Source organism: Desulfacinum hydrothermale DSM 13146 (assembly GCF_900176285.1).
Classification (GTDB): domain Bacteria; phylum Desulfobacterota; class Syntrophobacteria; order Syntrophobacterales; family DSM-9756; genus Desulfacinum; species Desulfacinum hydrothermale.
In genome coordinates, this window is sequence record NZ_FWXF01000005.1 from 88,719 (window position 1) to 111,058 (window position 22,340).

The 22,340-nt window shown below is 62.3% G+C and carries 16 protein-coding genes, 1 tRNA gene and 1 pseudogene; 11 read left to right on the top strand and 7 right to left on the bottom strand.

The features are described from left to right. Nucleotides 1–127: 127 nt before the first annotated feature. From B9A12_RS16910 to B9A12_RS06240, 5 genes and pseudogenes are all read left to right on the top strand, one after another. Entirely contained in the window at nucleotides 128–730 is a 603-nt protein-coding gene (locus tag B9A12_RS16910) for a hypothetical protein (RefSeq protein WP_170920391.1), read from the top strand. Next, nucleotides 727–2,664, top strand: coding sequence for an exodeoxyribonuclease V subunit alpha (gene recD, locus B9A12_RS06225; RefSeq protein ID WP_170920392.1), 1,938 nt, complete (start codon nucleotides 727–729; stop codon nucleotides 2,662–2,664). The genes B9A12_RS16910 and recD overlap by 4 nt, the downstream gene beginning before the upstream one ends. Beyond that, entirely contained in the window at nucleotides 2,661–3,404 is a 744-nt protein-coding gene (locus B9A12_RS06230; protein WP_084057026.1) for a M48 family metallopeptidase, read from the top strand. Before recD ends, B9A12_RS06230 begins: the two co-directional genes overlap by 4 nt. A gap of 338 nt (nucleotides 3,405–3,742) precedes the next feature. Beyond that, nucleotides 3,743–4,156 (top strand): annotated as a pseudogene (locus B9A12_RS06235) (rhodanese-related (seleno)protein). Between the two features lie 99 nt (nucleotides 4,157–4,255). After that, nucleotides 4,256–4,708: a response regulator gene (locus tag B9A12_RS06240; protein WP_084057028.1), complete on the top strand. Its 453-nt coding sequence runs from the start codon at nucleotides 4,256–4,258 to the stop codon at nucleotides 4,706–4,708. Nucleotides 4,709–4,714: 6 nt separating this feature from the next. On the opposite strand, the gene B9A12_RS06245 is transcribed toward B9A12_RS06240, so the two are convergent. The 7 genes from B9A12_RS06245 to B9A12_RS06280 form a co-directional block, all read right to left on the bottom strand. Then, on the bottom strand, nucleotides 4,715–7,003 hold the full coding sequence (locus tag B9A12_RS06245) for a serine protein kinase PrkA (RefSeq protein WP_084057029.1): 2,289 nt from the start codon (nucleotides 7,001–7,003) through the stop codon (nucleotides 4,715–4,717). Nucleotides 7,004–7,016: 13 nt separating this feature from the next. Next, a complete protein-coding gene (locus B9A12_RS06250) occupies nucleotides 7,017–8,645 on the bottom strand; it encodes a SpoVR family protein (protein ID WP_084057030.1) in 1,629 nt (542 codons plus the stop codon). A 30-nt stretch (nucleotides 8,646–8,675) separates the two neighbouring features. Then, on the bottom strand, nucleotides 8,676–9,893 hold the full coding sequence (locus B9A12_RS06255) for a DUF444 family protein (protein ID WP_084057031.1): 1,218 nt from the start codon (nucleotides 9,891–9,893) through the stop codon (nucleotides 8,676–8,678). A gap of 1 nt (nucleotide 9,894) precedes the next feature. Beyond that, nucleotides 9,895–11,961: a serine protein kinase gene (locus B9A12_RS06260; protein WP_084057032.1), complete on the bottom strand. Its 2,067-nt coding sequence runs from the start codon at nucleotides 11,959–11,961 to the stop codon at nucleotides 9,895–9,897. Nucleotides 11,962–12,305: 344 nt separating this feature from the next. Next, complete coding sequence (locus B9A12_RS06265; protein WP_084057033.1) at nucleotides 12,306–13,106, bottom strand: carbon-nitrogen hydrolase family protein; 801 nt, start codon at nucleotides 13,104–13,106, stop codon at nucleotides 12,306–12,308. A 941-nt stretch (nucleotides 13,107–14,047) separates the two neighbouring features. Beyond that, a tRNA-Thr gene (locus B9A12_RS06275) sits at nucleotides 14,048–14,122 on the bottom strand. Between the two features lie 228 nt (nucleotides 14,123–14,350). After that, on the bottom strand, nucleotides 14,351–14,734 hold the full coding sequence (locus B9A12_RS06280) for a RidA family protein (protein ID WP_139796520.1): 384 nt from the start codon (nucleotides 14,732–14,734) through the stop codon (nucleotides 14,351–14,353). 153 nt (nucleotides 14,735–14,887) lie between these two features. On the opposite strand from B9A12_RS06280, the gene B9A12_RS06285 reads away from it, so the two are divergent. The 6 genes from B9A12_RS06285 (at nucleotide 14,888) to B9A12_RS06310 (ending at nucleotide 22,191) form a co-directional block, all read left to right on the top strand. Further along, nucleotides 14,888–16,090 carry a glycosyltransferase family protein gene (locus B9A12_RS06285; RefSeq protein WP_245802369.1) on the top strand — a complete coding sequence of 401 codons (1,203 nt, stop codon included), beginning with the start codon at nucleotides 14,888–14,890 and terminating at the stop codon, nucleotides 16,088–16,090. Then, nucleotides 16,087–17,394 (top strand): glycosyltransferase, encoded by a 1,308-nt coding sequence (locus B9A12_RS06290; RefSeq protein ID WP_212636844.1) that lies wholly within the window; start codon nucleotides 16,087–16,089, stop codon nucleotides 17,392–17,394. Before B9A12_RS06285 ends, B9A12_RS06290 begins: the two co-directional genes overlap by 4 nt. Continuing rightward, a complete protein-coding gene (locus B9A12_RS06295; protein ID WP_084057035.1) occupies nucleotides 17,391–18,542 on the top strand; it encodes a glycosyltransferase family 4 protein in 1,152 nt (383 codons plus the stop codon). Before B9A12_RS06290 ends, B9A12_RS06295 begins: the two co-directional genes overlap by 4 nt. Nucleotides 18,543–18,620: 78 nt before the next feature. Next, on the top strand, nucleotides 18,621–19,346 hold the full coding sequence (locus tag B9A12_RS06300; protein ID WP_084057036.1) for a metallophosphoesterase family protein: 726 nt from the start codon (nucleotides 18,621–18,623) through the stop codon (nucleotides 19,344–19,346). A 39-nt stretch (nucleotides 19,347–19,385) separates the two neighbouring features. After that, entirely contained in the window at nucleotides 19,386–20,723 is a 1,338-nt protein-coding gene (locus tag B9A12_RS06305) for a protein kinase domain-containing protein (RefSeq protein ID WP_084057037.1), read from the top strand. A gap of 40 nt (nucleotides 20,724–20,763) precedes the next feature. Beyond that, the gene (locus tag B9A12_RS06310) at nucleotides 20,764–22,191 is read left to right on the top strand and encodes a YihY/virulence factor BrkB family protein (protein WP_170920393.1); all 1,428 of its coding nucleotides are present in this window, start codon (nucleotides 20,764–20,766) and stop codon (nucleotides 22,189–22,191) included. Nucleotides 22,192–22,340: the final 149 nt, after the last annotated feature.

The following is a 22,340-nucleotide window of genomic DNA, read 5'->3' on the forward strand; positions in this document are numbered from 1 at the left end:
TTCGGAGCCGCCCGTACGCGCGGCAGGGAAAAAGGCCACGGTAACATCATCCATCAGAGAAACAGCCGGGCACGGCATTCGGCCGAAACGAAAGCAAGCCCTGAAAGCCGGACTGCGAGGTCTCACCATGTCGAAGGCCAGCCAAGAACCAAGGACTTTTGTGTACTCCATCAACCAAGACGACATCATCGTCAACTACAGCAGGAATTTTCCATCCTTTGCCCGTGATAACGACTGGTTCTCGGATGTGGAACCGGAGGCCGTCAACGGCCACTCAATCTTCGAGTTCATCAGCGGATGGGAGACCCGGCATCTGTATGAGATTCTTTTTGCACACTGCCGGAAGGGACGATACCTGGGCCCCATCCCGTTTCGATGTGATTCCCCTTCCGAGAGAAGGTTGCTGGAATTGCATCTCCAGCCCCTGCCCGACGGGCATATCGACATTATGACCCGGTTGGTGAGGACCGAACGTCGCGACCCTGCCCCCATCTTGCGCTCCGATATACCCAGGAGCGAGAAGTTCATCAGGATTTGCAGCATGTGCAAGAAAATAGCCGTCTCCGATACGGAATGGGTTGAAATCGAAGAGGCATTGACTCGCCTAAAAATCTTCGAAGAAGAAAGATGCCCCCAATTGACCCACGGGCTTTGTCCAAGCTGTTACAGGGTCGCGCTTTCCGACCTGGAAGGCGTGAAACCTTCGGTTCGGAGGGAGCAGAAGCGGTGACGGAAGGCCAAGACATCCTGGAACGATTGAGGGAAGGAGTCCGCAAGGGGCTGTTGAGAAGCCTGGACTGGCAGTTTGCCCGGTGGGTGAGTCGTATATCCGGGGAGAAAAGGGACGCGGTGCTTCTGGCGGCGGCCCTGGTGAGCCTTCGGTTGGCGGAAGGGGACGTGTGCGTGGATCTTGCCCAGTATGCCGGAAGGCCCCTTTTTTCCGATGCACCGGTCAAAGACGGGGCCGTTGGCGCCCCTGCGTTGCACGATTGGCTCAAGGCCCTGCGGGCGTCTCCGGCCGTATCCACCCCGCCGTCGGATTCTCACGACGCCCCACTCGTCCCTCCCTACTCCTCCCAGGCCCCGCTGGTGCTGGACGGCACCCGGGTTTACCTCACGCGCTACTGGGCCTTTGAAAAGCAGCTGGCCGAAGATCTGCGACAACGGGCCCAAGGCTGGACAGACGTGGAACCTTCCCAGCTGGGTCGCCTCCTGAACCGGCTCTTTCCGGACCTTTCCTTGTGCAACGAAGTGGACTGGCAGCGGGTGGCCGCCGCCGTGGCGGCCATGAAAAGGCTTTGCATCATCTCGGGCGGACCCGGAACGGGAAAGACCCACACCGTGAGAGCCATTTTGGCCCTTCTGAAATGGCTCCAACCCGATCAGCCCCTTCGAGCGGCCCTGGCGGCCCCCACGGGAAAAGCAGCGGCACGCATCACCGAATCGCTCCAGAAGGCGGCCTGGAACCCCGAAGATGCCCCTTCCGCGACGGACTTGCCGCAGGCGGCGGTGACGCTCCATCGACTCATCGGCATCCGAGAAGGGCGTTCCGTGCCCCGTCACAACCCGGACAACCCTTTGCACGTGGATGTGCTGGTGGTGGACGAAGCGTCCATGATCGATCTTCCCCTCATGGCTCGCACCGTCTCGGCCCTGCCCCCCCACGCGCGCTTGATCCTTTTGGGAGACAAGGACCAGCTGGCCTCGGTGGAAGCGGGAAGCGTCTTCGCCGATCTGTGCGGCCGGGGCCACACGCCCGTCTACAGCGGCCCGTGGCTGGAAAGGATTGAGAAGGCCACCGGGTTTGAAATGCCGGGAGAAAGGCGAAGGCAACCGGGGGAGCCCTCTCCCCTGGACGACTGCACGGTCTTTTTGACCAAGAGTTACCGGTTCGACCAGGAGGGCGGCATCGGCCGGCTGGCCTCCTCCATCCGGGAAGGCAGAGACCTGCCGGGGCTTTGGGGGATGGGAGCGGCAGGCGAATCCGATCCCGACCCGTCGACCGCGGTATCCACGGAGACCGTTCCCACCGGCCGCCACCTCTTGGACCGGCTGCGCCAGGTGGCCCTGGAAAAATTCGCTCCCATAGCAGTATCGAAGGACATCCAAGAGGCCCTGGCCCGCCTGGACACCTTCCGGATCCTGTGTGCTTTGCGCGAAGGCCCCACGGGGGCGAAAGCCGTCAACGCCGCGGTGGAACAGGCCCTGGCCGAAAGGGGGCACATCGTCTCCGGAACCCCACACGTCAAGGGCCGTCCCGTCCTCATCACCCGAAACGACTACGACGTGCAACTCTTCAACGGGGATGTGGGGCTCCTCTGGCCGGACGAAACGGACGGGCTCCTTTACGCCTGGTTCCGGGCTCCAGACGGCCATCTTCGGAAGGTCCGCCCCCTTCGCCTTCCCCCCCATGAGCCGGCCTACGCCATGACGGTCCACAAGTCCCAGGGATCGGAATTCGATGAGGTGCTTTTGATCTTGCCTCTGGAAGATTCCCGGATTCTCACCCGGGAACTCATCTATACGGCCGTGACCCGGGCCAGGTCGTCCGTGCGCATCTGGGGATCGGAAGACCTTCTGCGGGCGGCCATCGCCCGCCGCACCGAGCGCACGTCCGGCCTCTACGATCGTCTCTTCCCATCCGGATTCAGAGCTGAGCGATGAAAAAGCCAAAACGCCTCCCCTGGCCTCCGCCGTACCGGATCAAGGAAAACGCCCGGGCCAAGCGGGTGACCCTTCGGATCCTTCCCGAATCGGGCCTGGTGCTCACCGTACCCCGGGGCTTCGACCGACACCGTCTCGGCCCCATCCTGGACGAATACCGAAGTTGGATCGAGGGCCGCCTGGCCCAAGTCCAAGAAAAACGTCTCGTCTTGACTCGACCGGAGGTTCTTCCGGACCGGATCCATCTTCCGGCCGTGGACACCACATGGCAGGTGGACTATGCGCCCGGGGAACCGGGGAAGGTGGAGATTTTCTGGAACCACCGCCCCGAGCCCCGCATCCGGTGCCGGGGAGATTTTTCGCAGGTTTCCATCTGCTGCCGGCTTCTCCGGGAATGGCTCAAAGAAGAGGCCAAACGGGTGCTCCGGCCTTGGGTGGAAGCCCTGAGCCATGAAACGGGGCTTTCCTATTGCAAGGTTCGAATCGCCACCCAGAAAACCCGCTGGGGAAGCTATTCCAGTCGGGGAACGGTGAGCCTCAATGCGGCCGTGCTCTTCCTTCCCCGCAATCTGGCCCGGCTGATCATCTGCCACGAACTGTGCCACAGTCGCCACCCTGGACACGACGACGCCTTCTGGGATCTGCTGACCCGCCTTGAACCGGACTGCCGCCGCCTGGACGCGGAACTCAAGGACTGGGGGAGTCGGATGCCCGCCTGGTACCGGGCGTCCTTTTTGTAGGGGCGACGGATCAGTCCCTCCCGGGAGTTTGTCCGAAAACGCCTTTCCGGCTCAAGGCACCGGCACATGCCCCTTGCCATCCCAGCCGCGGGGCTTTGCCGCAACGCCAACGAGCTGCGCCACGAAAAATGGGCCTCCCCAGGGGGCCCGGCCGGCCCCCTACCGGCGCTTGAACTGAATCCCAGGACCGTGGTGTCCCCTCGCCGGTGTTCTCTCCTTCTGGTCCTCCGAACGGCTCATGGTTACCTTAAATCAGAACGTGGAGGAAACCGGTCTTCCCACGTTCCCCGATGGTCGCTCCGGCAGGAACCCTTCAACCCACGGACGGCAGGAACGGCATGGAACAAAAGACCTTCAGGACCGTCATTCTGGCCATTTCCCTCGTTTTCATCCTGACCGCCTTGGTGTCCCCCGTGCGGGCCGCCGATGCGCCCAGGATGACCAAGGAAGAACTAAAAGGGATGTTGGGATCGTCCGACCTTGTCATCATCGACGTCCGGGCCGGAAGGGACTGGACGTCCAGTGCGTTCAAGATCCAGGGGGCCGTCCGGGAAGACCCTTACAACGTACCTTCCTGGGCCGGGAAGTGCGCCCTCTCCAGGACCCTGGTCCTCTACTGCGCCTGACCCAACGAAGCCACCAGTGCCAGTGTGGCACGGGAATTGATAGGAATGGGTTTTTAAAAGGTGTATGCCCTCAAGGGCGGCTGGCAGGAATGGCACAGGGCCCGGTTCCCTGTGGAAGAAAAGTAGGATACCGAGAGCGGCTTGCCCTGCCGGAGCCCACTTTCCAGAAGCCGGGAAGGCCTGGCCCATACCGGCCGCCCCCCGGCGAGGGTAAGGAGACAGGCCATGCACACAGGGCTCAACGTGATCGTGGTGGATGACGACCGGGATGTCTTGGCTTTCCTTCAGGAGGTGCTGAGGGGCTTCTACGTGTGGGGCGACGTGCTCGCCTTCGACGATCCGCAAACCGCCGCGGCCTATTGTCTGGAACAGCCCCCCGGGGTGGCCGTCTTCGTCCTGGACGTGTACATGGGATCCTGGACCGCCTTCGACTTTCTGGAGCGGGTTCAGGTCCGGTTCCCCATGGCGGCCCAGGATGCCGTCATCATCACCGGCAACGCCAGCGATGAGGTGGTGAGCGCATGCGTGGAGGCCGACATCACCCATCTTCTGGAAAAGCCTCTTCGCCCCTACGCGCTTCAGTTGGCCGTGCGCTCCATCGTTTCCAAATACATCAAGTTCGCCCGCCGGCTGCTCACGGATCCCCAATTCGCCGACCAGCTCCCCGTCTTTCACTGATCCGTGTCAGGAACGGAAGGATTCCACCAGGTTCTTGTCCAGCACATAGAGCGTCACTTCCTTGGCGCCCTGGACACTGTATCCGTAGCGCTGTGTCAGGTTTTCCACCAGATGGGCCACGTCGTCCCGAAGCCGGGCGTCGTAGGTGCGGAAGGCCTCCGTGGCGAAGTCCTTCACCGCCGCCCGAAAATGGTCGTTTCCCACGAACGGATCCAGCACGTTCTCCTTCAGGTTGTGGACGTAGCGCTCATGGAGATCACCGTAGAGATCCGTTTGGTCGATGGGCTTTCCTTCCAGGCGCATCTCGTGGGACAGGGTGCGGGACGTGTAGCGGTGCTGCACATCCCGGCGGAAGTCGCGGCGCTGGGAAAGGGAAGCACGGCGGCCCAGGAGGCGCTTTTCCACCGCTTCGAAGAACTGCTCGGAAATCTCCAGCTCTTCCCCCGTATAGACACAACGCACCCGGCTTCCCGGCTCAAAGTTCACCCCGAACAGATAATTTTGGATCTCCCGCGCGATGCGTTCTTCGTTGTAGTCGTAAAGGGATTCTTTCACCTCCTCCAACACCGTGTAATCGTAGAGGCGGACCAGGCTGTCCAGAAAGTCGGGCGAGATGTATTCCCCCGATCCGTTCTGGAACTTTCGGAAGAACTGATAGACCATGTCCATGGTGATGAGGCGGTCCGGCCGAGCATGGGCGGAGAAAAAGTCGATGAAGATGTTCTGGGAATCCCGGCCCGTAATGCCCCGATCGCCTTCTCCTTCCGATTCGGCGATGATCCGATGACGCCGCTTGGCCGTGAAGTTCTTGCGGTCCCCTTCATCCAGCCAGGGCGGGATGTTCCCGGTGTAGATCTCCATTTTGAGCAGGCGGAGGTCCCTGTCGCAGTAAGCGTAATACTTTTCCGGCCGCGAGATCCATTCGCCCATGGCCTCCGATTGCGGCTTGAGGCGGGTTGAGATGATGACCTTGGCGAAGTTGTGAAGGACCCGCGGTAGAAAGTAGCGCTCAATGTCCTCTCCGAAGATGTTCTTATAGATTTGCACCTCGGTCTTGTAGTCCAGGATGTAGGGGATCTTGATGTAGGTGATGCGATCGGCAAAGGAACGCTCTTCGGTGATGCTCACCTGATCCTCCGGATTCATGAGGGCCAGGAAGAGGGAATGCACATTTTCTTCCATATCCTCCACCTTGTGCACTCCTTCGCTGATGATCCCGTGCAGATCGGCGAATCGTTCCCGGTTGTGGGCCTTCACGTCCATGAGGGCGTAGACGCCGTTGTTAGTGTTGGCGTAACGGGAATAGAGGTAGCGCACCCGGTTGCTGTCCCGCAAAAGGGCGTTGAGCTGCTGTTGGATCTGGCTGTTGGCGAGCACCCGATCCCGGGTGGGCTGGTCCCCGGGATTGTAGACGCTCACACCCTGCCCCAAGCGCCGATTGAACCGGTAGCGCCGGGCGTGGATTATCCGGTACACCTTTTCCGGTCTTTCCAGTAATTCCAAGAGGTTATCGTAGAGGGATTGGCAGATGGTGCAGGGCTGATCCCGAAAGACCCATTCGTATTGCTTTTCCTCGAAGAGCCGCCGCTTGAAATCTCCTTCCTCGATGAGCTCTTCCAGCACATCCCGCCGGTAGGCCTTTGGAATGAGCAACACGGGGTTGTCGTGGCTCGGGCACGGCACCTCCAGGATGTCCTTGCCCGTGAACGCCCAAGCGGGTTCGGACGCGCTGCCGGAGCGGGCCGCCGGAGAACTGTCCACCAGGTGGCGCAGCTGGCTGAGCAGGTAATGGGCTTCGCGGTCCGCCCCCGCCCCCAGTTCGCGTTTGTCGATCCGCCACAGGGTTTCGTAGCACGCCCCCTGTTCGGTGGAGGTGTAGAGTTCGAATTTCAGGAGCAGGTTGTTGAGAAAGGTGCTCTTGCCGCACCCGTGAGGCCCTTCGAAGATGTAGATCCGGTTTTGCTGGGCGCCCCGCCGAAAGGTGGACACCAGGTTGACGAAGCGGTTGGCAAACAGTCGGTCTGCAAAAAACGGGTGATCAGTGCCTTCCACAAAGAGGCGGCTGCAGTCGTAGAAGACGAAGTGGATCGATTCCGGATCGTTTGGATACTCGTCCCGGCCTTCGCCGATGTAGCTCATGACCATATCGTGGAAACGCTGGTGCACGTTGCGAAAGATCCGGTCCGGATGGCGAGCCGCCAGGGCCAGGAAATCCTGGAAGCCCAGGATCTGGGACGATTCCCTTTCCCGGATCCTGTCAAACAGGCGACGTAGGCTCTGTTCGCTCTTGTTCATGATGCTTCCTCGATCACAGGAGGGTCCGGGAGAGCCGGCGGTCCTCCATGGTGTAGAGCACCCGTCGGGGCACGGGTTCCCGGCCCTGTTCCGACGGCATGGCGTAGGGCGAGGGGGAGCCGGAACGATCCTGGATCCATTCAGTGGTCTCCAGTTTCACCGGCCCGCCCCACAGAAAGGAGATGCCCAGCATGGTGTTGCCGATGAATTCGCGCACCAAGGGCTTTCCCTCGAACCGATGGCGCAGGTAGAGGCATCCGTCGTCCATGAGGGATTCATCCACCTCCACCACGGGCGGGTGGTAGAGGGAATCCAGGAGCATCTTCTTGTAGTCTTCGGCCCGGCGGCTCTGGACGAAGAGCTCCCAGACGCCCTTGCGGGGATTGAGGCGGCGGCCCACCACGAAGAGCTTGTGGCGGTCCACGAAATCCTGGTCGATGAATTTGTTGAGAAAGAGAAAGTCGTTGTAGTGGCGGCGCACGTCCAGGAGGGTTTCCCGGCCGCGTCCCGTTCGGGCGTCGTAGCGTTGCCTTTCATGGGCGCTGGCGATCTGCTCATATTCCAGGCTGAGCTTGCCCTTGTCCGCCAGTTCCTCCACATAATGGAAGAGCCGCATGCCCAGGGCGTAGGGGTTGACGCCCACCTTGGGCATGGAGGTGACCAGGGCGTGGATGCGCGCAAACCCCACTTCGTGGCCCGAAATCCGCTCATCGGCCAGGAAGAGCTTCTCGTGCCAGTAGCTGGCCCAGCCCTCGTTCATGATCTTGGTGCGGATCTGGGGCTGGAAGAAAAGGGAGGTGGTGCGCACGATCTCCATGACCGTCTTCATCCACCGGTTTTCTTCCCGCTGCAAAAAGGGCGAATGGCGCTGCAGATAGTCCAAAAGGTCCGCAGGTTGGGCTCCATGGTGCTGCAGGTGCTTTTCGTAGAGTGAGTCCAATTCGGGGTGGCGGGTCAAAACCTCGGCGAAGAAGAAGGAATCGGCCAGCTCTCCGTGCTGGCGCAGGCAGGCATTGTAACGCTCGATTTCCCGAAGGTATTCATGGACGGGAACCGGCTGCACCTCCTGCAGAAAGTGATCGAAATAAAAGTCGAGCCGGGTGGGCTTGGAGCGATCTTCGGCACCGTTTCCGCCCAGTTCCTTGTAGTAGCCCACCAGGTTGTCGATCCCCCGGCTGAACTCGATGACGTAGTCCACCCAGCGTCCCTTTTCGGATCGGAGCATGGCCACGGCCCGTTTGTCCGAAAGGGCCTTTCCGGCGAAGTCTTCGCCCCAGGTGTTTTGGAAGTGCAGGTTGTTCTGGAAAAAGTCGATATGGGCCAGCACGTGGTAGAAGATCATCACGTTCAGCCAGTCGGGGTTGTTGTCGTTGTAAAAGGAGATGGCCGGCCGAGTGTTGATGACGGTTTCGTAGGGGTTGTTGGGATAGAGCTCATAGCGGCCCTTTTCCCGGTGCACCTCCACGTCGTGGACCCAATAGTCGTAGAGGGTGGGGATCATGTGCTTGGGGGTCAGCTCCAGCAGGTCCCGATTGGTGACGATGTATTCCAGGGTTTCGGGGGCGAACCGGAGCCCCGCTTCCCAGGCCCTTTCCTTGCACCCTTCCATGATGGCCTTGGTGCGTTGATCGATCAGTTCCATTTCCGTCTCCGTGGGTCGCGCCCGGACCGATCAGGACAGCAGCTGGCGGATGCCCTCCACCAGGCGCTCCTCGCCGGCGCCTTCCTCAATGGTGTCCAGACGAAACCGGTCGGGAAAGCGTTCCGCCAGCTTCGCCCGGCCCATGTATTCCTCCACGCGCGACCGGTAGCCGTTGCCTCCGTGCCCGTGGGCCACGGTCACGCCCACGCGGTTGGCGTAGGTGAGCATCTTGTCCAGTTCCGGCAGCGTTTGGCTGCCGTCCGAATCCCAGTCGTCGCCGTCGGTGCCGTGGAAGACGTAGATGTTGTAGTCTCGGGCCAGGTTGTCGTGTTCCACGATCTCGTTGACCAGGCGGTAGGCGGAGGCCACCCGGGTGCCGCCCGCGATGGTGGAATTGTAGTAGGTATAGAAGTCGGGCACTTCCCTGGCTTCCGTGTCGTGGAGGATGAAGCGGGTCTCCACCCGGCGTTGGTACTGGTAGACGAGCCAGCTGTAGATGAGCACATGTTGGCCCACCACCACCTCCGTGGGCCGCCCGCTCATGGACCCCGAATAGTCCCGCACGAAAAAGACGAGAGCCTGGGCCTCCAGCGACGGTTCCAGGGACAGGATGCGATAGACCTTATCGTCCGGGCCCATGAGCAGTTCCGTGGGATCGATCTCTGCGTCCTGGCGGACGCGGCCCAGACCGATGTTGGTGGCCACCAGGCGGCGCAGCGTGGCCTTCTTGTCCAGGATCTGCCCCGAACCCTGGTGGCGGTCCGTCAGTTCGTAGGCGATGCGCCGAAGCGTCCTCTTGGTGCCCTTGCTTTGCAGATTGGGCAGTTGGAACTGTTCGCTGAGGATGCGGCCCAGGTCGTAGGCGCTGGCCTCGATCTCATGCTCGGCCCCTTCCCCTTGGCCTGCTCCTCCCTGGCCGGAACCCTCCGATCCGTGGATGGGCTCTTCGCCGATCACCTCGCCTTCCTGGCCGTCCCCGGAGCCTCCTCCAGCTCCGCCCTCTTCCTGGAAGGGGCGCGTATCGTGGATAAACTTCTCCTCCACCGTGGTGGGCACCAGGATGACCCGCTCCTTACCCCCCCGGCTGGGCTTGACCAGGCGCCCGATGCGGATCTTGCGCGGAAAGCCGTCCTGTTCCCGTTGGCGATCCCGTTCCAGGAGATCCTCCACCGAGCTGAGCCCGTGGATGTGGGCGTTCCGTGGAAGGCTGCCCATCTGCAGCAGGGTCCAATCGTCGTATCGGTCCATGTCAGTTCTCGTCGTCCTGGGTGCAGAAGTATTCGATGGTCTTCTGGGCGCAGGTGGTGCAATAGCCCAGCTTGTGGAGCATGGTGTGGATCATGCGGTCATAGAGCTTCTGGTTTTCCTCATTGGTGCGGTTGGCCAGTGCCCCGATGAGGCTGCCAGCACCGGCGATGTCGGACTTCAACCGCACGTCCGTGACCGCCTTGACCAGTTCCAGGTTGTCCATGAAGTCGTAGTCGGGATCCACGGACATCTTCTGTCCGTAGATCTTGCGAATGGTGGTCCGAAACGACTCCTGCTGCTCCCGGGTCTTGAGGCCCAGGCGTTCCTCCACACTGCGCACGTACTTTTCGTCGATCTTGACGGCCTTGAGTTCCCCCGTTTGGGGATCCCGGTACTTCCACATGCGATCCCGGCCCACGGTGTCCGCATCGATCCCGATGATCATGTTCACATAGTTCATCACGTCCTTGCGGATGGCCTGGGGCTCGTCCATGTAGGCGTTGAACATCTCCGTGGTGATGCGTTCCCGGTAGAGACCCTTGGCGATCTTCAGATCCTCCAGGAACTTGGCCCGGTCGGAAGCGTCCGGCACATAATCCAGAATCACCCGTTCGAAGGCCTTGAAGATGTCGTAGGCGAAGATGCACTGGCCCTCGTTGGTCTCCGAGGTCTCCATGGCCAGCTGCAGGGCCCGGCCCAGGTTGCGCTGTCCCAGGCCCTTCTGGCCGAAGCGCTTGGTGATGTCGGGCTCGTGGTTGAGCTGGTCGATGAGCTCCGCCAAGGTTTTGACGCTCTTTTCCCCAGCCACCTCCCCGGCCGCCAGTTTCATGGTCTCCACGGGGGTGAGCTTTTCCGAACGGGGCAGGCGGGACAGCACGGCCATAACGGAAGCGGCGTAGTTCAGGTTGGGATCCTGATGGAGCCGTTCCTTGGTGAGGGTGGTTTTGGATTCACTTCCGATGGCATAGGCGGTCAGTTTCTGCTGGAGCTTGTAGTCGGTGTTGTGGGCCACGTAGCAGAGGCGGCACCGGTCCACGATGGGCGCCTCCTCCCTTTCGGCGAGAAAGCGGTTGAATTCCGAATTGTTGCTGGTGGCGATGATGAGCGTGTCCAAGGGCCAGCGGAAGCCGTCGATCTCGATGTTGCGGTTCTGGATCACGCCCAGATAGACCTGAACCAGGTCCTTTTTGTTCTTGAAGATCTCGTCGCTGAAGTGGATGCCGCCTCCAGCCACCCGCGCCAGGGCCCCCCGGCGCAGGTCGAACCGGTAGGGGTTGTTGGCATCGGCGATGTGAAGGAGCCGTTGGATGGACTCTTCGCCCAACAGGTCCACGGCCGAGGAGGTGATCTTGTCCTTGGCCGAATATTTTCCCGTGAGGGTTCCCAGGCTTTCGCTCAAAGGGACCGGGACCACCTGGACGAAGGAAAGCATCCGCTCCAGGTCCCCGTCACAGGCTTGACGGATGTCGTTCCAGATGTATTCGCTGCAGGCGCCGAGGGGCCGGTAGTCGGAAAAGAGCTTTTCCAGCTGTTCGTCGGAAAACCCGGCGGTCTGTTGCAGGAAGGTCTCCGTCTCCCGGCGGGACTCGAAGAGGTTCATGGCCAGAACCATGGGATCTTCGAAGGTCTGGGACTGGATGGTGGTGATGCGCCCGTAACCCGGCAGGCGTTCGAGACCTGTAAAATGGAAGGTGTAGCGGCGGTTTTCGGGGCGGGCGAGAAACTGGCGATAGAGGGAACAAAGGGTCTCCACGAAGAAGGTCTTGCCGTTCCCGGGCTCGCCCACCAGCACGAAGGCCATTTCCCGGGACGACCCCCCCTCGGCGGCGTCCTTGACGAAGGAGACGAAGCTGTTGATTTCGTCGAACATGCCCACCACGGGCTTGGGCCCCTGGCGAAACACCTTGAAATCGTAGGTGGTCTTGCCGTTGACCACCACCTTCTCGATCCCCGCCCCGTCGTCCAGGATCATCCGGGCGACAGCCTGGTAGGCGTTTTCGAAGCGCCGGCGACCGTCTCGCACTTGTTCCACATGGTCCATCAAGCGACCTGCACCGTTGCCTTTCATGATCTCTCTCCTCATGACCGCCACGGTGCCCGACGCCGCCTCCGGCGCGATGCCGTCGTCCCCCAAGACAGGAAAGCCGCGGTCCGGGGACCACGGCTGTCACCAACCCGTCAGGGCGGCCCCAAGCTCCATGGCCCGTGTTTGTTGTTCCTGCTGTGCAGCAACCAATCCAGGATGGGTTCCAACGCGCTTCCTTTCTCCACCAGGTTCACCGATCCGATTCCGCAACCAACCCAAACGGCCTGCATTGCCAGGTGCCTTTTTAGCTGAGCAATTTAAGTGCCAAATCTTGCTTTTTTCTGTTGCCACCCGAAAAAACTGCGAAGACGATCGGGCGGGCGCCTTCACTCATCACGAAAAAGGTCCCGGCGCCCATGTGCCAGGGTGGGGAGCCGTCGGCGCACCTGGGCCACGCGCCGGCGCGAGATTTGCCCCACCAGGAGCTCTTCTCCTTCCCCGGCGGAAGCGATGGGGACACCGAAAGGATCGAACACGGCGCTCCGGCCGCAGAAGGCGCCGCCCGTCAGGTTGCAGCCGGCCGTGTAGACGGTGTTTTCGATGGCGCGGGCCCGCAGAAGGGTGAGCCAGTGGTCTTCTTTCAAGATCCCCTGGTACCAGGCGGACGGCACGATCATCAGTTCAGCCCCCCGAAAGGCCAGATGGCGAAAGAGTTCCGGGAAGCGAAGGTCGTAGCAGATGGCCAGGCCGATCGGCACCCCGCGATGCAAGAAGATCTCCGGCGGGGCGTTTCCCGGCGTCATGGTCTCGGATTCTTGTACGTTCAGGGCATCGAAGAGGTGCACCTTTCGGTATCGGCCCCGAAGGGTGCCGTCCGGGCCCACGACCGCCGCCGTGTTGTAGGCCCGCTCGGGATCGTCCGACGGCTCCCACAGCCCGAAGACCACGGTCAGACCTACCCGGCGGGCCAGGCCGGCCATGCCGTCCAGGAAGCTGTCACTTTCGCGGGCCAGGAGGGCCGGCGATCGGTCCTTTCCCGGAAGGGCCATGAACATCTCGGGGAAAACCACCAGCGACGCCCCCCGCCGCGCCGCCTCTTCCACTCGATTCCGGGCCGTTTCCAGATTCTCGGCCGGATCCGGCCTGCCTTGCACCTGCGCCAGTGCCACCGTGAGGAGATCGCCCATGAACTTCCCCCATCAGCAGTGTTGGTCGCCCGGACGTGGGGACCAGGCGGTTTGTGGTTTGTCAGGTTGACCGGACCCCGGCGTGGCGGACCAGGTGGTCCGGAACCGTGCGCTACGAGCGCAAAAAGGAGACTGCCCCCTCGGCGCCCGGTCCGACCCTTGTTTGCAACCTCCTATGCGTTGGGTCCAGCCCTTTCCCGTCCTGTCAAACTTTCGGGGATTCTAGCCAATTTTTTGGGGTTTCCGCCAAGATTTCCGGTGCTCGAAAAATATCTGAACCCACGGGCAATGCGTTGGGATCGGCCCTATCAGCCGCTCTAACGGAAGGCTTGACGGATCAGGATGCATACCTTGAATCCGTCCGATATGAAGTGCTCATCCCCCCACATTGGCCGATTTGGACTTTCGTGGTCCCCTTTTCCCTGTCGGAAGAGGGGGAAATGGAGGGCAATGAGGGCGAGAATCGCTCCGTTCAGGAAGGACTCCACCAGAGCGCTGCCGTAAGCGTGTGCGATCGGGGCAAGAGGGTGTGACGATCCTGGCGCTGCAGCCCCCCCACCCTTGGCCTGAAACCCAGGCGGGCGTTGCGAGACCCACGGTGGGTACCGTCCACTGGAGGGCGCCACAGAAATGACAGTGGCTTTCCCTGGGGCTATCTTCTGACGGCCATAGGTCGCTGTTACGAAAAGTTGGAAGGGTGGGGCCACAGGATCCAACCTCGAACTGGCGTTGGTGCCGCCGATGGGATTCTCCCGTGCCCGACTCAGGGTCCATTCACCCGGCGGTCCTGTTTGCCTCCGGTGGAGATGGGCTCGATGGAAAAGCGGAAGAGGACGTGCGCTTAACCAAACGCATGGCAAAGGCGCGGCCGCATCAACAGACGGCCCGTTCCAACGCCAAAAAAAGAGGGGTTGGGCGGCCCCAACCCCTCGATTGATCACTGGAGCCGGCGATGGGATTCGAACCCGCGACCTGCTGATTACGAATCAGCTGCTCTACCCCTGAGCTACGCCGGCTCATCGGACGTGCGGGCTTATATCATGCGGTTTTTCAGCAAGTCAACCCGTTTGTGGCGCGTGGAAAAGGCCTCTGGCAGGCAAAAAACGGCCCGCCGATTCCGCCCCGTTTCCGCCGTCTTTTCGGACCGAGCCTTCCGGAGCGGACCCAGCCGGCATCCGTGGCCGGAACGGGTCGGCCATTTCAGTCAGCCCGCCCATCGCCGATTCTGATTCACGAATCACGGCCTACGACCGGCAGGCCACGCACTTCATCTCCAGCAGGGCCCCCTTGGGCAGGGCGCTCACCTCCACCACGGCCCGAGCCGGTTTGTGTTCCCCGAAAAAGTCGGCATAGAGTCGATTGAAGACCTGGAAAGGTCCCAGGTCCGTCAGGAACACATCCACGGCCACCACGTCCGAAAGGTGACAGCCCGCCGCTTCCAGAACCGCCTTCACATTGGCCAGAACCTGGCGGGCCTGGGCTTGGAAGTCGTCGCCCACCATCTCGCCCGTTTCGGGCACCAGCGGGATCTGGCCGCTCACGTACACCCAGGGGCCGGCCTGAACGGCCTGGGAATAGGGTCCGATGGCCGCAGGGGCCTTGTCCGTCTGCACAAATTCCAACGCCATGGGGGGCCTCCTTTCTCTGCATGTTTCGACCCATCCCGTCATAGCACCAGAAAAGGCCGTTGCCAAGCGGCGGCGGAGCATTTATGATGCCTTCGTCGTTTTGTTGAAATCTTCATAGGTTGGGACCGATCGGCAAAAGACCTCGAGGCGGCGGTGGCTTATCCCCCCATCACCAAAATCCTCATGTACAGCCACGACACCTTCGGGCTGGGGCACATCCGGCGCACGCTGGCCATCGCCCGAAGCCTCCGCAAGGCCCCAGCCACGGTCCTGATCCTCACCGGATCCCCCCTGGTGGGCCGTTTCAACATCCCGCGCCGAGTGGACTTCGTGCGCATCCCCGGCATGATCAAGGTCACCAACGAACAATACCTGCCCTTGTCCATGAAGCTGGAAGCCACGGAGGTGCTGGAGATCCGAAAGAGGATCATCCTGAGCACCGCCCAGGCTTTCCAGCCCGACTTCTTCGTGGTGGACAAGGCCCCACTGGGGCTCAAGCGGGAGGTGGTGGACACCCTCCACTGGATCAAGGAGGCCCACCAGGGGTGCCGCTCCATCCTGGGGCTTCGGGACATCATGGACAGCGCCGCCTCCACGGTCGAAGACTGGGAAGCCAAGGGCATCTACGGGGCCATGGAATCGCTCTACGACGAGATCTGGGTCTACGGACATCGGGATTTTTACGACCCGGTCCAAGAGTACGAAATCCCTGAAACGGTGGCCCAAAAGATCATTTTCACCGGCTACATTTCCCGGCACGTGCCCAACGCGGCGGAGGTTTCCGCCGTGCGAAAGGAGCTGCACCTGACCCCGCGCCACCAGATGGTACTCATGACCACCGGCGGCGGCGGCGACGGCTATCCCGTGGTGAACACCTTCCTCAAGGCCTTCGAAACCCACAGCGCGCCCGACGGCATGCGCGCCGTGATCGTCACTGGCCCTTTCCTGTCGGCCAGTCATTACAAGGACGTAAAAAAGCGCTGCCAGGCCCTGGGCTTTACGATCCTGCGCTTCCACCGGTTCATGGAGGGCCTCATCGGGGCCGCCGACGTGGTGGTGAGCATGGGGGGCTACAACACGGTCTGCGAAATCCTGAGCCAGCGAAAGCCCTTCCTCATCATCCCGCGCACCGTACCCCGGGAAGAACAGCTCATCCGCGCCCAGGTGCTCTGCTCCAAGGGCTATTGCGAATACCTGCACCCGGATCGGCTCACGCCCGAAGCGGTCTACCACAAGGTGCTGCACCTTCTCAGCAACGACCGGCAGATGTCCCAGCGGGCAGCGGACTTCCCGTTCAAGGCGCTGGAGGTGATCCGCCAGCGGGTTCTGGCACACAGGAAGGAGACCAAACGGTGAACGATTCCAGAAAGGAAAGCCTGTGGGCCCATCAAGTCCAGGACCGTCTCCCAACGGATGCGTCCCCTGCCCGAACGGGCGTTCTGGGCATGATCCTCAAGGGCTATCCGCGCATCTCGGAAAGTTTCATCAGCACGGAAATCCTGCTCCTGGAATCCCTGGGCATCCCCATCCAGATCTTTTCCCTGCGCCGGCCCCGGGAGTCCTTCACCCACCAAAGCGTCCAGAAGATCCAGGCTCCGGTCACCTACACGCCCGAATATGTGCTGCCTCACTTTCGGACGCTCATGGCCAGCAACCTGAGGCTGTGGCGCCGTCTGGGCGGACGCTATGCCCGCTGCCTGGCCCGGGCGGCTTCGCGGGCTCTGGAACGGAAAAAGACGGCCACGCTGCGCCACTTCCTTCAGGCGGGTCACCTGGCCCATCTTCGGCTCATGGACGGACGGGTCACGCACCTGCACGCCCACTTCTGTCACACCCCCACCTCCGTGGCCCTGTTCGCCTCCGAACTCACCGGACTTCCATTCAGTTTCACCGGACACGCCAAGGACATCTACACCTCCGAACCGGACCAGCTGCGGCGCAAGATCCACCGGGCCCGTTTCGTGGTCACTTGCACTCGATACAACGCCCAATACCTCCAGCGGATCGCCGGCCGGCCCGTCCCCATCCACACCATCTACCACGGGATCGACTTGGACTTCTTCGCCTTCGGAGCGAATCCGCCCCCCGCCCCCCCTTACCGGTTGCTTTCCGTGGGGCGCATGGTGCCCAAGAAAGGCTACGACGACCTGCTGACCGCCCTCAAGATCCTGGACCAGGAGGGATTGGACTTCACCCTGGATCACATCGGATCGGGGGAAGAGAAGGATCGCATCCGGACCCTGTGCCGCCGGCTGGGGCTGGAACGACGGGTGAGGTTCCGCGGCACCTTGCCCCACGAAGAGGTGATCGACTACTACCGGCGGTCCCACGCCTTTGTGCTGGCATGCAAGGTGGCCGAAAACGGCGATCGGGACGGCATCCCCAACGTGCTGGTGGAGGCCATGGCCGTGGGACTTCCCGTCATTTCCACCCGCGTCTCAGCCATCCCTGAACTGGTGGAAGACGGCGTGACCGGCACCCTGGTGGAACCGGCCCAGCCCGGCCCCTTGGCCCAGGCCATCCGAAAGGTGCTCACTTCCGGACCTGCGCTGGAAGCCCAGCTGCGCGCCGCCCGGCGCAAGGTGGAAGCGGACTTCGACAACCGCCGCTGCGTTCAAAGACTGTACGAACTCTTTCGGAAATCCCTCGGCCAGCCGTGAAGATCGCCTTCTATTGCCCCAACAAGCCCCTGGATCATCCGGAACCTTCGGGAGACCAGACCATCGCCCGTGGCATCGTCCAGGCGTTGAACGGCCTGGGTCACGACTGCCGGGAAGCGGCCGTCTTCCGCGCCCGCTGGTTCTGGAAACGTCCGGGAGGCTGGGCGCGGGCCGCCGCCGCCCTGGTGAAAGCCCTTCGGCTGGGCCGCGCCTGGCGCCCCCACCTGTGGCTCACCTACCACACCTACTACAAGTCCCCGGACGTGATCGGCCCCTGGGTGAGCCGTCACCTGGGCATTCCCTATGTGCTCTTCCAGCCCATGTACAGCACCAAGAGGCGCCGCGATCCCAAAACCCGCCTGGGATTTTACCTCAACCGAACAGCCCTTCTTTGCTGCCGCCACGCCATCACCAACAACCGAAACGACGTGGCGGCACTGGTTCGAATCCTTCCCGCACGGGCCGTGAGCGTGATCCCGCCTGGAATCTTTCCGGAAGCCTTCCCAAGGGACGAGCGGGCAGGCCGGTCCCTTCGGCGCCATCTCAAGCTGGGAGACCAAGAGCCGGTGCTCATCACCGTGGCCCGCTTCCGCCCCGGCGTCAAATGGGAAAGCCTTCGGTTTCTGCTGGAAGCGCTCGCCCGGGAGCCTTTGAAGGATATGTATTTCCGCCTCCTCCTGGTGGGCGACGGCCCCTTGGAGGACCGGGTACGGGCCGCGGCGAGCCGCTATCTTCCGTCCCGGGTGATCTTCACCGGCCGGGTGGCCCGGACGGATTTGTACCGGTACCTCAGCGCCGCCGATCTCTTTGCCTTTCCCGGCATCGAGGAATCACTGGGCATGGTCTATCTGGAAGCCCAGGCGTGCGGCCTTCCCGTGGTGGCGCTGCGCCAGGGCGGCGTGGATCAGGTGGTGGAAGACACCAGGACGGGCCTTCTGGTGCCCGATCCCGACCCGCACGTCTTCGCCCAGGCCGTCGGCCGGCTCCTGGCAGATCGTGACCTGCGGATTCGCATGGGCCGTCACGCGCAGCGCTTCGTTCACACCCGGCGAAATCTTCATCGCAACTACCGACACCTGAGTCGGCTGCTGGAAGCCGTGGCCGCCCGTTCTTTTGAACGACCGGGGCCGTCCGACGCCCCGCCCTGAAGCCCGCCCGATTGCTTCGTCGCGGCCGCCATGTTATGGGCAAGGGACGACACTTTGGAAGGCGGGATTACGGAACCCATGAAGATCGCTCTTCTTTCCGACATCCACGGCAACCTGGAGGCCTTGCGCCGCGTCCTGGAAGATGCGGCCACGCAGGCTCCGGACCGGATGATCTGCCTGGGGGACGCCATCGGCTACGGCCCAGAGCCCGATCAGGTGGTGCGGGTTCTCACCCGCAAAGGGATTCCCACCTTGCTGGGAAACCACGAACTGGCGACCATCCGGCCGGAAATCCGGGACTGGTTCAACCCTTCGGCCCGGCGGTCCTTGGAACGAACCCTGGAACTCCTTTCCCCCCAGGTCCTCGAACTTCTGCACACCTGGCCCCAGGTGTTGGAACGCGACAACGCGCTCTTCGTCCATGGGTGCCCGCCCGATTCCATCACACGCTACCTGTTTGAAGTCTCCGACGAGGATTTTCCCCACCTTTTCGAAACATACCCCCACAGACTCTGCTTTGTGGGCCACACCCATGTCCTTCGCTGGATTTCCTGGGACGGCACGGATCTGGAACGGGGAGTGCCGGGGCCCCAGCCCCTGAAGCTCCTTCCCGAACGACGCTACATTGTGAACGTGGGCAGCGTGGGCCAGCCCCGGGACGGGGACAATCGGGCCAAATACGTCTTGTGGGATACGGAATCGGACACGATCCAGGTGCGATGCGTGCCCTACGACATCGCCGCCACGGCGGAAAAGATCCTGGCGTTGGGATTTCCCCGCATCAACGCCGACCGCCTGTGGTGAAGCGGCCTTTTCGAGCGTGATGGAAACGAGCGGGAAAAGATGCGAAGGATCGGCCGATACACGGTACTGGGTCTTCTGGGACGCGGCGGCATGAGCCGCATCCTCCGCGTGCGTGACGAGGACTCGGGCCGCCTCCGGGCCCTCAAGATCCTGAACCCCCACCCCTTGCTGCTCAAGACCGCCGGGGAAGGTGCCGTGCGGAGGCTTTTCGCCCAGGAAGCAGAAGTGATGCGATCCGTCCGGCACCCTCACGTGGCCCGCGTGGTGGACCAAGGAAAAGAGGCGGGACGACCCTATCTGGTGATGGAGTATTTCTGTCACAGCCTGGCGGACCGCATCGGAGAGACGGCGACTCTGGAAGACCCCAGCCGGCCTCTGCCCGCCACGGAGTGCTTTCGTCTGGTGCGCCAGATCCTTTCGGGTCTGGACGCCTGTCACCGGGCCGGGATCATCCACCGAGACATGAAGCCGGCCAACGTCCTCTTGACCCAATGGGGCGACGCCAAGATCATCGACTTCGGCCTTTCCAGGATCCCCGGACGCCCCATCGCCCTACGGCCCCAGGTGATCGTGGGGACCCCCTACTATGCGCCCCCGGAACAGGAAAAGGACGCGGAAGCGGCTGGAAAGACGGCGGATCTTTACGCGGTGGGCGTCCTTTTTTACAGAATCCTGACCGGAAGGCTGCCCGACGATCCGTCCTTTTCTCACCTGCCCCATCCCTTCCACACGGGTCCCTGGCAGGCCTTTTACCAAAAGGCATGTCATCCCGATCCCTCTCGCAGGTACCCGAACGCCCAAGCCATGGTCCGGGATCTGGACCAACTGCAGCGCGGGTTCGCCCGGGAACTGGACGCGGTGTGCCGCCTGTGGCACGACGCCGCCCCCCGCTCCATCTCCGGCTCTGCACTCCGGCGCAACCCCGTCAAGGTTCGCGCCAGGAACGCCAGGCAGGTCTTCCAGCTCGATCCCCTGTGGTGCCCGGAACGTGAAGCCGTCTCCGATCTGGACCCCCACGACCTGACGGTTCGGGACCGGGCCACCGGGCGGGTGTGGCAGCGGGCGGGTTCGCCGGAACCACTTTCCTGGGATTCCCACCGGCAATACATCGCCCATCTGAACGATTGGGCCTGGGCCGGACGCACCGACTGGCGCCTGCCCACGGTGGACGAACTGTGCAGCCTGCTCCAGCGGCCCCGTTACCCGGACACCTATTGCCTGGAGCCCGTCTTCGACAGGAGATGCCGCTTTCTTTGGAGTGCGGACCGGTGTTCCTTTCGATCGGCCTGGTACGTGGACAGCGATTTGGGCTATGTTTGGCACCAGGACGTTTCGTGTCCGTTCCATGTGCGGGCCGTGGCGGGTGGAGACGTCTGAAAACCGAAACTCTTCATGACAGGAGGGGACCGTGCGGTGGGTGGAAAGGATACGCATCGCCCTCTTTGAAAAGAAGCGATACATTCCCTCGTCCACACGGGAGAAGGCGGCCCGTGCGGGTCGGCTCCTTTACCTGAGCCTGTGGAAATTCAACCGGGACTTTTGCTTCGACCGGGCGGCCAGCCTGGCCTTCGCCACCATCATCTCGCTCATCCCCCTGGCCGTTCTCTTTGTGAGCTTCGTGGGGCTTTTGGGCGGCGGCGAAGAGATCATCCGATACGTCCAGGACAAGGTCTTTCCCGTGGTGGCCCCGGAATTCCAAGACCAGCTGGTGGAATGGCTGGAAAAGTACATCTCTCCCACGGCCTTCCGGGCGGGACCGGCCGGCCTCATCAACCTGGCCGCCGTGGTGGGCCTGGTCATGGCCGCCCTGAACATCCTGATCACCGCCGAGCGCGTCTTCAACCACATCTGGCGGGCCAAGGGGACCCGCCACTACTTCCAGAAGGTGACCGCCTTCTGGGTGCTGCTCACTTCCAGCCCCTTCCTCATCCTGGCCTCCATCTGGGTGGGCAACCTGATCGCGCCCAAGGGCGGAGTGGTGGAGAACTTTCTGAACACCCACTGGTGGGCCGGCGCCGCCTATGGGGGACTGGCACCCCTGCTGGTGGAGGCCACCTGCTTCACGCTCATCTACCTCTTTTTGCCGTCCACGCGGGTACAGATCCGAAGCGCGGTGGCGGCGGGCCTGAGCGCCGCCGTGCTTTGGGAATTTTCCAAGCGGGCCTTTTACCTCTACGTGGCCCGCGCCGTGACCGTCACCAATTTTTACAAGCAACTGGCCACGGTTCCCCTCTTCTTCCTATGGCTTTTTCTCACCTGGATCATCCTGCTTTGGGGCTGTCAGCTGGCCTACGCCATCCAGAACTTCAAGACGCTGTCGCGACTCCAGGAAAAGGGCCTGACCGGTCAGAAATACTCCCTGCCCTTCCTGGGCCTCACCCTGCTCTTCTCCATCCATGAAACCTTCATGCAAGGAGAGGATCCCCCCACCCTGGAAGAGCTGTCCGATCGCATGGAAGTACCCGTGGAGGAACTGGAGGAACTGGCCACCATCTTCTGCGAAGAGGGAATCCTGGTGGAAGACGGGCGGGATCCGGGAAGATACGTCCTGAAAAGGCACCCGGCGACCATCGCCGTGGACCAGGTGGTTCGCTACCTTTTCGAAAAGGAATTCCCCGCAGAGGCCCAACGCTTTGCGCCACCCGGGACCGCTCCATCCCCGGAAGAAAACCCGGCCGATGTCTCCCTGAGCGCCGCCGATGCGCTTTTTCGCCGGGCCTACGGGGAGCTTATGAATGTCTTTGCCGGAAAGACGCTGGACGAGGCCGTGTGCGATCCCGGCCTGGCCCGTGCCGTGGGAAGGGACGAACGGAGGGTGACGGCCCCAGCGGCACGCGAGGCGTGAGGCTTTGAGATGGCGGAAAGGGAGGAAACTCCTTGCCCTTTTTCGAAGATTCCAGGTAACCTGACGGCCGCAGGCAACCAGGGCATCGGAGCCCGGCCGGGCCTTGAGATTCACCCTGGTGGAAAGGATCCGGCCCCGATGCAACGGAG

Excerpts from the sequence above, each read along its gene's own strand:
- B9A12_RS06230 (WP_084057026.1), top strand. The coding sequence starts at position 2,661 with ATGAAAAAGCCAAAACGCCTCCCCTGGCCTCCGCCGTACCGGATCAAG.
- B9A12_RS06240 (WP_084057028.1), top strand. The coding sequence starts at position 4,256 with ATGCACACAGGGCTCAACGTGATCGTGGTGGATGACGACCGGGATGTC.
- B9A12_RS06260 (WP_084057032.1), bottom strand. The coding sequence starts at position 11,961 with ATGAAAGGCAACGGTGCAGGTCGCTTGATGGACCATGTGGAACAAGTG.
- B9A12_RS16910 (WP_170920391.1), top strand. The coding sequence starts at position 128 with ATGTCGAAGGCCAGCCAAGAACCAAGGACTTTTGTGTACTCCATCAAC.
- B9A12_RS06300 (WP_084057036.1), top strand. The coding sequence starts at position 18,621 with ATGAAGATCGCTCTTCTTTCCGACATCCACGGCAACCTGGAGGCCTTG.
- B9A12_RS06280 (WP_139796520.1), bottom strand. The coding sequence starts at position 14,734 with ATGGCGTTGGAATTTGTGCAGACGGACAAGGCCCCTGCGGCCATCGGA.
- B9A12_RS06265 (WP_084057033.1), bottom strand. The coding sequence starts at position 13,106 with ATGGGCGATCTCCTCACGGTGGCACTGGCGCAGGTGCAAGGCAGGCCG.
- B9A12_RS06255 (WP_084057031.1), bottom strand. The coding sequence starts at position 9,893 with ATGGACCGATACGACGATTGGACCCTGCTGCAGATGGGCAGCCTTCCA.
- B9A12_RS06245 (WP_084057029.1), bottom strand. The coding sequence starts at position 7,003 with ATGAACAAGAGCGAACAGAGCCTACGTCGCCTGTTTGACAGGATCCGG.
- B9A12_RS06305 (WP_084057037.1), top strand. The coding sequence starts at position 19,386 with ATGCGAAGGATCGGCCGATACACGGTACTGGGTCTTCTGGGACGCGGC.
- B9A12_RS06250 (WP_084057030.1), bottom strand. The coding sequence starts at position 8,645 with ATGGAACTGATCGATCAACGCACCAAGGCCATCATGGAAGGGTGCAAG.